Source organism: Xylophilus sp. ASV27, assembly GCF_016428875.1.
Classification (GTDB): Bacteria; Pseudomonadota; Gammaproteobacteria; order Burkholderiales; family Burkholderiaceae_C; genus Xylophilus.
This window is the reverse complement of sequence record NZ_JAELTO010000047.1, coordinates 1-12,972: the sequence shown is the minus strand read 5'-3', so window position 1 is coordinate 12,972 and position 12,972 is coordinate 1. Positions and strand designations below refer to the sequence as shown.

Annotated in this window: 12 protein-coding genes; 7 read left to right on the top strand and 5 right to left on the bottom strand. The window is 65.7% G+C overall.

The annotated features are described in order from the left end of the window. Positions 1 to 49: 49 nt before the first annotated feature. Together JHD63_RS11620 and JHD63_RS11615 are read right to left on the bottom strand one after the other, a co-directional pair. Entirely contained in the window at positions 50 to 1,219 is a 1,170-nt protein-coding gene (locus JHD63_RS11620; RefSeq protein ID WP_233167989.1) for a CaiB/BaiF CoA transferase family protein, read from the bottom strand. Beyond that, the gene (locus JHD63_RS11615; RefSeq protein WP_198970911.1) at positions 1,216 to 2,424 is read right to left on the bottom strand and encodes an acyl-CoA dehydrogenase family protein; all 1,209 of its coding nucleotides are present in this window, start codon (positions 2,422 to 2,424) and stop codon (positions 1,216 to 1,218) included. The genes JHD63_RS11620 and JHD63_RS11615 overlap by 4 nt, the downstream gene beginning before the upstream one ends. 106 nt (positions 2,425 to 2,530) lie before the next feature. On the opposite strand from JHD63_RS11615, the gene JHD63_RS11610 reads away from it, so the two are divergent. Genes JHD63_RS11610 through JHD63_RS11595 form a run of 4 tightly spaced genes read left to right on the top strand, consistent with a single transcriptional unit; the run spans position 2,531 to position 5,967 of the window. Continuing rightward, on the top strand, positions 2,531 to 3,220 hold the full coding sequence (locus JHD63_RS11610; protein WP_198970910.1) for a TetR/AcrR family transcriptional regulator: 690 nt from the start codon (positions 2,531 to 2,533) through the stop codon (positions 3,218 to 3,220). Then, positions 3,217 to 3,975, top strand: a complete 759-nt coding sequence (locus tag JHD63_RS11605) for a crotonase/enoyl-CoA hydratase family protein (RefSeq protein WP_198970909.1) — start codon at positions 3,217 to 3,219, stop codon at positions 3,973 to 3,975. The genes JHD63_RS11610 and JHD63_RS11605 overlap by 4 nt, the downstream gene beginning before the upstream one ends. Then, positions 3,972 to 4,967, top strand: coding sequence for an NADPH:quinone oxidoreductase family protein (locus tag JHD63_RS11600; protein ID WP_198970908.1), 996 nt, complete (start codon positions 3,972 to 3,974; stop codon positions 4,965 to 4,967). Before JHD63_RS11605 ends, JHD63_RS11600 begins: the two co-directional genes overlap by 4 nt. A gap of 34 nt (positions 4,968 to 5,001) precedes the next feature. Further along, on the top strand, positions 5,002 to 5,967 hold the full coding sequence (locus JHD63_RS11595; RefSeq protein ID WP_233167987.1) for a Bug family tripartite tricarboxylate transporter substrate binding protein: 966 nt from the start codon (positions 5,002 to 5,004) through the stop codon (positions 5,965 to 5,967). 187 nt (positions 5,968 to 6,154) lie between these two features. On the opposite strand, the gene gyrB is transcribed toward JHD63_RS11595, so the two are convergent. From gyrB to dnaA, 3 genes are all read right to left on the bottom strand, one after another. Continuing rightward, positions 6,155 to 8,782, bottom strand: a complete 2,628-nt coding sequence (gyrB, locus tag JHD63_RS11590; protein WP_198970907.1) for a DNA topoisomerase (ATP-hydrolyzing) subunit B — start codon at positions 8,780 to 8,782, stop codon at positions 6,155 to 6,157. A gap of 133 nt (positions 8,783 to 8,915) precedes the next feature. After that, the gene (gene dnaN / locus JHD63_RS11585) at positions 8,916 to 10,037 is read right to left on the bottom strand and encodes a DNA polymerase III subunit beta (protein ID WP_198970906.1); all 1,122 of its coding nucleotides are present in this window, start codon (positions 10,035 to 10,037) and stop codon (positions 8,916 to 8,918) included. A gap of 120 nt (positions 10,038 to 10,157) precedes the next feature. Beyond that, entirely contained in the window at positions 10,158 to 11,591 is a 1,434-nt protein-coding gene (gene dnaA, locus JHD63_RS11580) for a chromosomal replication initiator protein DnaA (protein WP_198970905.1), read from the bottom strand. 251 nt (positions 11,592 to 11,842) lie between these two features. Here dnaA and rpmH point away from each other — a divergent pair, with 251 nt between their 5' ends. From rpmH to yidD, 3 genes are all read left to right on the top strand, one after another. Beyond that, positions 11,843 to 11,977, top strand: a complete 135-nt coding sequence (gene rpmH, locus JHD63_RS11575) for a 50S ribosomal protein L34 (RefSeq protein WP_006299042.1) — start codon at positions 11,843 to 11,845, stop codon at positions 11,975 to 11,977. 161 nt (positions 11,978 to 12,138) lie between these two features. Continuing rightward, positions 12,139 to 12,561: a ribonuclease P protein component gene (locus tag JHD63_RS11570; RefSeq protein WP_198970904.1), complete on the top strand. Its 423-nt coding sequence runs from the start codon at positions 12,139 to 12,141 to the stop codon at positions 12,559 to 12,561. After that, on the top strand, positions 12,558 to 12,833 hold the full coding sequence (gene yidD / locus JHD63_RS11565) for a membrane protein insertion efficiency factor YidD (protein ID WP_198970903.1): 276 nt from the start codon (positions 12,558 to 12,560) through the stop codon (positions 12,831 to 12,833). The genes JHD63_RS11570 and yidD overlap by 4 nt, the downstream gene beginning before the upstream one ends. Positions 12,834 to 12,972 lie beyond the last annotated feature (139 nt).

The window sequence follows — 12,972 nt, the reverse complement described above, 5'->3', positions numbered from 1 at the left end:
CGCTGAGCACGGATCGACCGACGAGGGTGCTTCCGGTGAGGCGACCGCGTCACCGGGCACCCTGCGCTTCCGTGCCAGGCAGCAACTCGGCATTGTGTTCCCCCAGCCGCGGCGGTCCCCGGCGGATCGAGGCGGGTGAGTCGGAAAACATGACGGGCGCGTCCGGCATCACCAACGTGCCTTCCGTTGCATGTGAAAACTCCCGGAAGAATCCCCGCTGCCGGAGGTGCGGGTCCTGCCGCAGCCCTTCAAGGCTGTGAATGGGGCCGGCCGGTACGTCGGCGGCCTGCAGGGCTGCAAGCCATTCGGCCGTGGTCTTGCCGGCCAGGCCTTGTTCCACGGCCTCATAGAGCACACCGATGTGCCGCATGCGCTCACCGATGCTTGTGAAGCGCGGGTCCGCGCATAGCTCCGCCCGGCCGATCAACTCGAACAGCCGGCGCCATTGGCCGTCGGTGTTCGCGATGATGCTGATGTGCCCGTCCCGTGTCGCCAGCGGGCGGTGATGGGGGGAGAACATCCGCGCATACCCTTCCCAGGGTGGGCCGGCATCGCCAGTGGGCTGCAGCACGCCGTCTGCCAGATGCTCCAGGAGGTTGAAGGAGGCCATCGTTTCCAGCATCGGCACCTCGACCTTCTGGGCGCGGCCGGTGCGTTCGCGGTGCAGCAGCGCTGCCGTGATGCCTTGGGCCAGATAAACGCCGCACAGCTTGTCCGACAGCAGCATCGGCGCGTAGGCTGGCTGGCCCGAGGAGGCAGCATTGATGCCGGTAATGCCGCTCAGGCCCTGAATGATGTCGTCATAGGCGGGGCGGTCGAAGTAAGCGCCGCCGGCCCCGAAGCCCTGAGCCGCAGCGTGAACCAGCCGGGGAAATGCTCCCTGCAACTGCTCGTAGGACAGGCCGAGCCGGGCCAGCGCAGTGCTGCGCATGTTGTGCACGAAGACATCTGCCGAAATCAGCAGCCGCCGAAGCTCCTGCGCTCCGGCCTTCGACTTCAAGTCCAGCACGACGCTGCGCTTGTTGCGGTTCAGATTGAGGAAGAAGGAGCCCATGCCCTTGTTCCTGCTGGCACCGATGCCGCGGGTGGGGTCGCCCTCCGGTGGCTCGACCTTGATGACCTCGGCGCCCATGTCGCCCAGCATCTGCGTGGCGACGGGACCGAAGACGAAATTCGATATGTCAATGACGACAATGCCTGCGAGGGGGCCCGTACTCATGCCGTAGTCCCCTGGCATGCGGCCTGCGCGGCCTTGAGCACGTCGCTGCCGATGATGATCTGTTGCACCTCCGTCGCTCCCTCATAGATGCGCAAGGCGCGGATGTCCCGGTATAGCTTTTCCACTTTTGCGCCCACCCGGACGCCTTCGCCCCCATGGATCTGCACCGCCGCATCGATGACGGTCTGCGCGGACTCTGTTGCCGCCAGCTTGGCCATGGCGGCCTCCCGCGTGATGCGCCGGCCTCGGTCCTTCATCCACGCCGCGCGGTACACCAGCAGGGCCGCTGCGTCGATGGAGCAGGCCATCTGTGCGATCTTCGACTGGGTGAGCTGAAGGGCGCCCAGTGTGTTGCCGAACATCTGGCGTGTGTTGGCTCGCTGGACGGCTGCATCCAACGCCGCCCGCGCGAAGCCGAGCGCGGCAGCGGCAACTGATGTGCGGAAGATGTCCAGTGTCTGCATGGCCAGCTTGAAGCCGCCGCCCTCGACACCGAGCAGCCGCATGGACGACACCCTGCAGTCCTGGAACCGTATGCGTGCCAGCGGATGCGGTGACATGACGTCCAGCCGCTCCGCGACGTCGAGACCAGGAGTAGTTGCCTCCACGATGAAGGCAGAGACCCCGGCGGAGCGCTGCGTGCCGGGAGCTCGGGCGAATACCACGTAGAAATCAGCGATGCCGCCATTGGAAATCCACGTTTTCTCACCGTTCAGCACGTAGTGGTCGCCCAGGCGTTCGGCCGTGCAGGCCATGGCGCTCACGTCGGACCCCGCGATCGGCTCGGAGAGGGCGAAGGCTGCGATGCTCTGGCCGGCCACGACCCGCGGCAGGTATTGGGCACGTTGCTCGTCCGTGCCGGCCAGGGAGATCGCGCCCGAGCCCAACCCCTGCATGGCGAAAGCGAAATCCAGCAGGGCGTGGTGACGTGCCAGTGTCTCTCGTGCGATACAAATGGCACGGCAGTCCAGCCGATGGCTGGAGCCGTCGGCCATGTCCACGCACAGCCGGAGGAAGCCGGCATCGCCCAGCGCCCGGACGATGCTCCGGCACGATTGGTCGACGGTCGCCCGGGAGGGTTGGTTGTCGGCCAGCCCAGGCACTGCCAATGCGTGTGCCCACCGGTCGAGGTCAGGGCCCAGGGCGCGGTGTCGGTCGTCCAGAAAGGGCCAAGCAAGATGGGCGAAGTGGAGATCTTCTGTCATGGCGCCGGTGAGAAAGAAGTGCTGGACAAATTGTGCTACTGCGCAGTAGCATTAATTTAGCGTACATCCTTGGTACTACGCCAGCGGGTTATTCCGCAGTGCCAGGATGAAGCCCCAACGTTCAGGAGATCAAAGCGTGGGTCGGAAAAAACAGATCGGCACCCCGGTCGGAGACGAGAAACAGCTAGGCATCCTGGATGCCGCGGCCGCTGTCTTCATGAAACTCGGTTTCGCGGGAGCGTCGCTGGACGACGTCAGCGACAACTATGGAGGCGCCTCCAAAGGCATCATCTACTACCACTTTCGCAGCAAGACCAGCCTGTTCTTTGCCGTGCAACGTCGTGCGATGGAGCTGACGCGCGAGGCCATCGCGGGTATCGCTACCGGCCCAGGGCCGGCGCGGGAGCGGCTGGAGCGCATGGCCGTTGCGCATACGCTGCTGATGATGGAGCACCTGGACTACCTGCGTGTCGCGGCGCAGGGCCTGGAAATGCACCTGAGCGGCCGCACCACAGAGGACGAGCGCCGCGAGATCGCCAGCATCACCGCGCTGCGGGATGGCAACGAAAAGCTCTACCTGGGTGTGCTGAATGAAGGAGTTAAGACTGGCGAGTTCCGTCGCGTCAACGCCCGCGTGGCCGTCAAGCCGTTGCTGGGTGCGCTCAACTGGACCTCGCGCTGGTACCACCCCCGCGACGGCGAGACCAGCGCCGACCGCAAGAAACTGGCTGAGGAGATCGGGCGCTTCGCAGTACACGCCTTTCTGCCCGAACGTGTGCTCAAGTCCGCACCATGACCCGGACAGTGCTTGTTGAGAAGGCCGGCCCGGTCACCACCATCGTCATCAACCGGCCTGAGGTAAGGAACGCGCTGGACCTGGAAACCACCGCAGCGCTTGGCACAGCCCTGCGCGCCTTCGAACGTGATGAGGCGGCGCGCGTGGCGGTTCTGTGCGGGTCCGGCGGTGCTTTCTGCGCCGGTGCCGACCTCAAGGAACTGGCGTCCGGTGCCGTCTACGAGGCGTGGGCCGGCGAGCATGGCCCGTTTTCGCGGCCACTCGCCAAACCGGTGATCGCCGCCGTCGCTGGGCACGCATGCGCCGGTGGGCTGGGGCTGGCCCTTTGGTGCGACCTCCGCGTGGCCGAACGCTCGGCCACCTTTGCTGTGCTGTCCCGCCGGTGGGGTGTGCCGATGAGCGACGGTACTACCGTACGGCTACCCCGGCTCATCGGCATGAGCCGCGCACTGGACATGCTGCTCACCGCGCGATTGGTGGACGCGGAGGAAGCCCTCGCCATGGGCCTCGCCAACCGTCTGGTGGAGGACGGAAAGGCCCGCGCGGAAGCGGAGGCGCTGGCCCTGGCCATGTGCGAATTCCCGCAGATCGCTATGCGGTCGGACCGCATGTCCGTCTATGGACAGGGAGGGATGTCGCTGGCGGATGCCCTGGCCGCGGAAGATCTGCTTGCCACTCAGGCCAAGGAGCAGGAGGCCATGGTCGGTGCCGTGCGCTTTGCCGCCGGCAGTGGCCGCCACGGGGCCCTGCCATGAAGGCGGTCGTTGTCAGGCGGTTCGGGCTCGACCACGCCGCACTGGAAGACGTTCCGCGCCCGGAGCTCTGCCCCTACGGGGTACGCATTCGCGTGCATGCGGCGGGCGTCAGTTTCGCCAATCTGCTGGTCATCGAGGGCAAGCACCAGAACCGTTGGGAGCCGCCATTCACGCCAGGTACTGAGGTGGCCGGCGTGGTGCTGGAAAGCGGCGCCGGTGCGGATCGCTTCCGTGCTGGGGATCGGGTGGTCGCGGGGGTACGCAAGGGGGGGTTCGGCGAGGAAGTGGTCGTGACGCAAAACAATGTCTTCGCGTTGCCCGATACGGTTGATTTCGATGCCGCCGTGCATTTCCCGACGATCTATGCGACCGCCTATTGCGCGCTCAAGTGGCGTGCCCGGCTGCAGCCCGGCGAGATCCTGTTAGTGCACGGTGCTGCCGGTGGCAGCGGCCTGGCCGCCATCGAAATCGGCAAGCTGCTGGGCGCCCTGGTGATCGCCAGCGCCAGCAGCGAACAGAAGCTTGCGGCCGCCGCCGACCATGGTGCCGACCTCTGCATCAACTACCGCAACGGAGGCTTCCGCGAGCAGGTGCTTGCAGCGACGGGTGGTCGCGGAGCCGACGTGATTTTCGATCCCGTGGGGGGCAGCACCTTCGACGAGTCCCTGCGCTGCATCGCGCCCGACGGCCGGATCATCCCCATGGGCTTCGCAGGCGGAACCGTCCCCTCGGTGCCGGCCAACCTGGTTTTGGTGAAGAACATCACCGTCATTGGCATCTACTGGGGCTATTACATGGGCTGGGCACGCCAACTGCCTCCGCCCGGCATGGAGGCGCAGGTACGCGAAGCCTTCGACGAGATGCTGGGCTGGGCCGCGGGCGGCTGGCTGCGGCCCCATACCCAGCAGGCCCATCCCCTCGCTGATTTCCGGGAAGCACTCGCTGCCATCAGCAATCAGAGCGTCATCGGCCGGTGCGTTCTAAATCCTTGAGCATGCCAGCATTCATCAACCTATGGGAGACGTCATGAAGTGGTTCATCAACACGATGGCCGGTTTTGCAATGGCAACTGCGGCCCTGACCACGCAGGCGCAGGGGGCCTTTCCCGACAAGCCCATCAGGCTCGTAGTGCCCTATCCGCCGGGATCCGGGACGGATACTGTGGCCCGATACACCGCCAGGCGCCTGGAAGGTGCTCTGAAGCAGCCGGTTGTGGTCGAGAACAAGGCGGGCGGCAATGCCATCATCGCAGTGCAGACCGTCATCGGCTCGCCGGCCGACGGGTATACGTTGCTTTGGGCGGCCAACGGGCCGGTGACCACCAACGTGGCGCTCTACAACAAGCTGCCCTACGACCCCCTGGTCGACCTGATGCCGGTCGCCCGAGTGGCCTATTCCCCGATGGGACTCTTCGTGCCAGTCAACTCGCCCTTCAAGACCGCGACGGAACTGCTGAACGATACGAAGTCTCGCCCTAGCAAGCTGAACTATGCCAGCGGCAGTGCCACCTACAACATTGCGACCGAATGGCTGTTGTCGATAGCGGGCGGAAAGGCCACGTTGATCTCGTACAAGGGGGCCGCTCCGGCCGTTGCAGACGTTGCGGGCGGGCAGGTCGATTTCACCATCGTCGAACTCAGCGCAGCACTACCGCTCGTACAGGCCGGCAAGGTCCGTCTACTGGCGGTCACATCGGAGAAGCGGATGTCCTTACTGCCTGACACGCCCACCTTGCAGGAACTTGGATACAAGGACTTCTTCCAGGTCGCGTGGTGGGGTGTTTTTGCCCCAAAGTCCACGCCAAGGAACGTGCGGGATGTGTTGGAAAAGACCCTGCTGTCCATCTATGACGATGCGGAAAGCAAAGAATATCTGGACAGGAACAATTTCAACGCCTTCTTGGGCAATGCGGATGTCCTGAGAAAATTCCAGGAGTCCGAGATCAAGCGGGAATCGCGTTTGGTCACCGAGTTCAAGATCGAAAAAATGTAGTCCGGCTGCTATGGGACCACAGATCCTCTGACTCGTTTTGACTCGGGGGCGCTATCACGACGGCCGCATCCCATTCCGTGGTATAGGCCTACAGCTCCAGAGCAGACCTCAACATCAACGCTCAGCAAATACACGTGAGGCCATTTCAAAAGCATTCGCTTTGCACGATTAGCGAGAGCGCACAAGATCAAACATCAATATTCCCCGCCCGCAACGCATTGGTCTCAATGAAGTCCCTACGCGGCTCGACCTCGTCGCCCATCAGCATGGTGAACACCCGGTCGGCCTCGATCGCGTCGTCGATCTGCACGCGCAGCAGGCGGCGCACGTTGGGGTCCATGGTGGTTTCCCATAGCTGCTCGGGGTTCATTTCGCCCAGGCCCTTGTAGCGCTGGCGGGCGGTGACGCGTTCGGCTTCGCTGATGAGCCAGCGCATGGCCTGGCGGAAGTCGGTGACTTTTTCTTCCCGGGCCTTGTCGCCTTCGCCGCGCTTGACGGTGGCGCCGGGGGCGAGCAGGCCGTTGAAGGTCTGGGCGGCGCGGGCCAGGGCTTCGTAGTCGGCGCCGTGGACGAAGTCCTGGGTGATGACGCTGCTCTTGACGTTGCCGTGGTGGCGGCGGCTGATGCGCAGGATGGGCTTGTCGCTGCGCACGTCGAATTCGCTGCTGACTTCGGCCGGGATGCCGTTGGTGCTCAGTTCGCGCAGTTTGGCCTGCAGCGCGACGGCGCTGGCCTCTGCGGCTTCGACCGTGTCCAGGTCCAGCGCCACGCCGTCGGCGATGGCGCGCAGGGCTTCGGCGTCCATGAAGACGCCCAGGCGGGCGATGACCGCTTCGGCCAGCTGGTGCTTGTGGGCCAGGTCGTCCAGCGTCTCGGCGCTGAGCGTGCGCGGGGCGTCGCCGCCGGTGCTGACGCTGGCGTCCTTGAGCGCCACGCGCAGCAGGAAGCTGTCGAGCGCGCTGGCGTCCTTCAGGTACTGCTCTTCCTTGCCGACCTTGACCTTGTACAGCGGCGGCTGCGCGATGTAGATGTGGCCGCGCTCGACCAGTTCGGGCATCTGGCGGTAGAAGAAGGTCAGCAGCAGGGTGCGGATGTGGGCGCCGTCGACGTCGGCGTCGGTCATGATGATGATGCGGTGGTAGCGCAGCTTGGCGACGTTGAAGTCGTCCACGCCGGCGCTGCCGCCCACGCCGGTGGCCTTGCCGATGCCGGTGCCCAGGGCGGTGATCAGCGTGAGGATTTCGTTGCTGGTCAGGAGCTTTTCATAGCGCGCCTTCTCGACGTTCAGGATCTTGCCGCGCAGCGGCAGGATGGCCTGGAACTTGCGGTCGCGGCCCTGCTTGGCCGAGCCGCCGGCGGAGTCGCCCTCGACGATGTAGATCTCGCACAGCGCCGGGTCTTTCTCCTGGCAGTCGGCCAGCTTGCCGGGCAGGCCCATGCCGTCGAGCACGCCCTTGCGGCGGGTCATTTCGCGCGCCTTGCGGGCGGCCTCGCGGGCGCGGGCGGCCTCGACGATCTTGCCGCAGATGATCTTGGCGTCGTTCGGGCGCTCCAGCAGGTAGTCGGTGAGCAGGCGGCCGACGATGTCCTCGACCGGCGCGCGCACTTCGCTGGAGACCAGCTTGTCCTTGGTCTGGCTGCTGAACTTGGGCTCGGGCACCTTCACGCTCAGCACGCAGCACAGGCCTTCGCGCATGTCGTCGCCGGTGACTTCCACCTTGGCCTTCTTGGCCAGCTCGTTTTCTTCGATGTACTTGTTGATGACGCGGGTCATCGCGGCGCGCAGGCCGGTCAGGTGGGTGCCGCCGTCGCGCTGCGGGATGTTGTTGGTGAAGCAGAGCACCTGTTCGGTGTAGCCGCTGTTCCACTGCATCGAGACTTCCACGCCGATGTGCGTGCCGGGAATGCCGCCGTAGGTCTCGGCCGGCTTCTCGCCCGCGGCGTAGAAGGGCGTGGGGTGCAGGACGGTCTTGCCCTTGTTGATGAACTCGACAAAGCCCTGCACGCCGCCGGCGCCGGAGAAGTCGTCTTCCTTGCCGGTGCGCTCGTCCTTCAGGCGGATGCGCACGCCGTTGTTCAGAAAGCTCAGCTCGCGCAGGCGCTTGGCCAGGATCTCGTAGTGGAAGTCGTGGTTTTCCTTGAAGATCTCGGTGTCGGGCAGGAAGTGCACCTCGGTGCCGCGCTTCTCGGTGTCGCCGGTGATCTTCATGGGCGAGACTTCCACGCCCTCCTGCACCTGGATGATGCGGTTCTGCACGAAGCCCTTGCTGAACTCCAGCACGTGCACCTTGCCTTCGCGGCGCACCGTCAGGCGCAGCATCTTCGACAGCGCGTTGACGCAGGACACGCCCACGCCGTGCAGCCCGCCCGAGACCTTGTAGCTGTTCTGGTTGAACTTGCCGCCGGCGTGCAGCTCGGTCAGCGCGATCTCGGCGGCGCTGCGCCGGGGTTCGTGCTTGTCGTCGAACTTGATGCCGGTCGGGATGCCGCGGCCGTTGTCGGTGACGCTGATCGAGTTGTCGCTGTGGATGGTGACGACGATGTCGTCGCAGTGGCCGGCCAGCGCCTCGTCGATGGAGTTGTCGACCACCTCGAACACCAGGTGGTGCAGGCCGGTGCCGTCGGAGGTATCGCCGATGTACATGCCGGGCCGCTTGCGCACAGCCTCCAGGCCTTCGAGGATGGTGATGGAGCTGGCGCCGTAGGCGTCGGACGTGAGCTCCACCGGTACCGCGTTGTCCATCTCGGGCTCGTAGACGGGCTCGGTGTGGGGCGCCGCGGCGGCGTTCGGCTGGGGCTTGGAGCTGTCGGTCATGTCATTCCCTTGCGGCCCGGCCCGCGGGGGGCGGGGCATTTTTAAGCCAAAAAGGCTTGAAGCCCAGGTGTTGCCTGGGCTATTAGCTATTGTTTATATAGCAAATCGTCATCGCCTGCAGGTGCGGGGGATCTCAGATCCGCATCGGCATCACGACGTACTTGAAGTCGGCGTTCTCGGGGATGGTCAGCAGCGCGGAGCTGTTGGAGTCGGCGAGTTCGAGGGTCACCATGTCCTGCGACATGTTGGCCAGGGCATCGATCAGGTAGGTCACGTTGAAGCCAATCTCGATGGTGTCGCCACCGTAGTCGATGTCGAGTTCGTCCTGCGCCTCTTCCTGCTCGGCGTTGTTGCTGGCCACGCGCAGCGTGCCCGGCTCCAGGTTCAGGCGCACGCCCTTGAACTTCTCGCTGGTCAGGATGGCGGTGCGCTGCAGGCTGCCCAGCAGCGGCGCGCGGCCCAAAGTGACGCTGTTCTTGTGGTTCTTGGGGATCACGCGGTTGTAGTCGGGGAACTTGCCCTCGACCAGCTTGGTGACGAACTCCATGCCGCCGAAGCCGAACTTGGCCTGGTTGCTGGCGAACTGCATCTCGATGCGCGGCGGGTTCTCGGCGTCGCCGGCGTCGCTCAGCAGGCGCTGCAGCTCCAGCACGGTCTTGCGCGGCAGGATCACCTCCTGCTTGGGCACTTCCACGTCGAGCTGGGCCGAGGCAAACGCCAGGCGGTGGCCGTCGGTCGCCACCAGCGACAGGGTCTTGCCCTCGGCCACGAACAGGATGCCGTTGAGGTAGTAGCGGATGTCGTGCACCGCCATCGAGAACGACACCTGGCCCAGCAGGCTCTTGAGCGTCTTCTGCGGCACGCTGAAGGCCGGGCCGAAATTGGCCGCCTCCTGCACCAGCGGGAAGTCCTCCGCCGGCAGCGACTGCAGCGTGAAGCGGCTCTTGCCGCCCTTGAGCACCAGCTTGCCGCCGGTGGATTCGAGCGACACGGTCTGGTCCGCCGGCAGGGTGCGCAGGATGTCGATCAGCTTGCGCGCGCCGATGGTGGTGGCGAAGCTGCCCTCATCGCCGCCGAGCGGAGCCACGGTGCGGATCTGGATCTCGAGGTCGCTGGTCGTGAGCTGCACCTGCGGGCCGGTCTTGCGGATCAGCACGTTGGCGAGGATGGGCAGCGTGTGCCGCCGCTCCACGATGCCCGCCACCGCTTGCAGAGCCGAGAGCAGCGTTTCTTGGGTGGCCTTCAGGACGATCATGTCAACCTCTTCTCCAGAATGCGTTGTCGATGGGATGCGGCGCCCGCGCTGCGCGGGGACCATCCGGCATTTTCGCCGGTTTCAGGGGTGGTTTCGGGTCGGTCCGCATAGGCGGCAGACCTAGCCCTTGAGCGTCTGCTCCAGCACGTGCAGTTGCTGGTTCAGCTCGGTGAGCTGCTGGCGCTCGGCGGCGATCTTGCGCACCGCGTGCAGCACCGTGGTGTGGTCGCGCCCGCCGAACAGCTCGCCGATCTCGGGCAGGCTCTTCTGCGTCAGCTCCTTGGCCAGGTACATGGCAATCTGGCGCGGCCGCGCGATGCTGGCCGGGCGCTTCTTGCTGTACATGTCGGCCACCTTGATCTTGTAGTAGTCGGCCACCGTCTTCTGGATGTTTTCCACACCGATCTGCCGGTTCTGGATCGACAGCAGGTCGCGCAGGGCTTCGCGCGCGAGCTGGATCGAGATGTCCTTCTGGTTGAAGCGCGAATAGGCCAGGATCTTGCGCAGCGCGCCTTCGAGTTCGCGCACGTTGGAGCGCACGTTCTTGGCGACGAAGAAGGCGACCTCCTCTGGCATCTCGGCGGCTTCGGAGCGCGCCTTGTTGATCAGGATGGCCACGCGCATCTCCAGCTCGGGCGGCTCGATCGCCACCGTCAGGCCGGAATCGAAGCGCGACACCAGGCGCTCGTGGATGTCGGCCAGGCCCTTGGGGTAGGTGTCCGAGGTCATCACGATGTGGCTCTTCTTGGCCAGCAGCGCCTCGAAGGCGTTAAAGAATTCCTCCTGCGTGCGGTCCTTGTTGGCGAAGAACTGCACGTCGTCGATCAGCAGCAGGTCGAGCGAGTGGTAGCGCTCCTTGAACTCATCGAAAGTCTTGCGCTGGTAGGCCTTGACCACATCCGACACGAACTGCTCGGCATGGATGTAGAGAACTTTGGCGTCAGGCCGGTCGGCCAGCAGCTTGTTGCCCACCGCGTGCACCAGGTGGGTCTTGCCCAGGCCGACGCCGCCATAGATGAACAGCGGGTTGTACAGGTGGCCCGGCATGCCGGCCACGTGCATGGCTGCGGCGCGCGCCATGCGGTTGGCCGTGCCTTCCACCAGCGTGTCGAAGGTCAGCGCGGCATTCAGGCGGTTCTTGAACGCCGCCGGCGCGCTGTCGTCGCCCAGGGCCGCCGGCTCGGGCTGCGCGGGCGCTGCGGCGGCCGCCTGGGCGGCCGTCGGCAATGCGGGAGAAATGCTCGTGCGCACAGGCGCTTCACGCTGAGTGAGGGCTAACTCGAGCGCGACCGGCTGGCCGTAGATGCGCTCCAGCGTCTGGGCGATGCGGCCGGCGTACTGGGCGCGGATCCAGTCGAGCTTGAAACGGTTGCCGACGAACAGGGTGACGCGCGAGAGGTCTTCGGTCACCTGGGCCACCAGGGGCTTGATCCAGGTGTTGAACTGCTGCTCCGGCAGCTCCTGCGCCAGTTGCTCTATGCAGACCTGCCACAGGCTCTGGCCTGCGTCGTCAGGGGCGCCGGGGCCGGCGCCGGGGGGGAATCCCTCGGTCATGTAGGAGTAATAAGGAGGGTTTGGGAGAGGCGGTGCCGGTGTGGATAGGCACGGGGGCGAAAGCCGGGGATTCTAAATTATCAAGACCTTGTCCACAAGCCGGCCCGGAACCGGGAGGCTGCCTGTAACCTACCGCCGCGCGGGCCCAAGCATTGCCATGCGCTGCCAAGTTGATGATAATCATGGGTTTCCCTGAAAAGCGTTCAGGGGCCATACCACTGTAACCCCGCAGCTTTCCCGAGGAATTTGCCATGAAGCGTACCTACCAGCCTTCCAAGATCCGTCGCGCCCGCACCCACGGTTTCCTCGTCCGCATGAAGACCCGTGGCGGCCGCGCCGTCATCAACGCGCGCCGCGCCAAGGGCCGCAAGCGCCTCGCCGTCTGAGGGCGGGCGGACAGATCTGCTGCGCGGCGCGGCCCCGGCCGAACCGCTCGCCAAGATTTCTTCCCCGTTCTCCCCTGGCCCCACCTTTTCCGGTCTGCCGCCGGTGCGTCCCGCAGATGCCGCCGCATGGTTTCGCCCGTCCGTCCGGCGAGGATGATGGCGTGCAGCGTCTGAAGACCCGTCCGCAGTTCCAGGCCGTGCTGGCCGGCGGCATCGTGTCGCGCACCCCGCATTTCGCGCTGCACCGTCTGGTGCCCGGCGCGCCGGTGGACGCCGCGGCGCTCGCGACCCCTCTCTTCGCTCCGCAGGACGACGTCTGGCTCGGTGCGCTCGTGCCCAAGCGCTGGGCGCGCCGCGCGGTCACGCGCAACGCGATCAAGCGCCAGATCTACGCCGTCGGCGGCCAGGCCGGCGAGCACCTGCCGCGGGCCGCCTATGTGGTGCGCCTGCGCAGCACGTTCGACCGCGCCCGGTTCGTCAGTGCCAGTTCCGACGCTTTGAAGCGCGCGGTGCGGGCCGAGCTGCAGCAGTTGCTCGGCCGCGTGACCCGGGCGCCGGCGGCGGCAGAAGCGGCGACCGCATGATGCGCCGGCTGCTCATGGCCGCGGTGCGCGGCTACCGGCTGCTGCTGAGCCCGTGGCTGGGCAACGCTTGCCGTTTCGAACCGACCTGTTCCGCCTATGCGCTGCAGGCGCTGGAGCGCCACGGCGCGGCCGCCGGCAGCTACCTGACGCTCAGGCGCATCGCCCGCTGCCAGCCCTGGTGCGAGGGCGGCTGCGACCCGGTGCCCGACGCACCGCCGCGCCTGTTCTCCGGGCCGCGCTTCACTTCCTCCCAAAAGAAGACTTCTTCATGAACGACATCCGTCGCACCATCCTCTGGGTGATATTCGGCTTTTCCATGGTGCTGCTGTGGGACTGTCTCTTATACACATCTAAAAAAGGGGGGGGGGGGGGGGGGGGGGGGGGGGGGGGGGGGGGGGGGGGGGGGGGGGG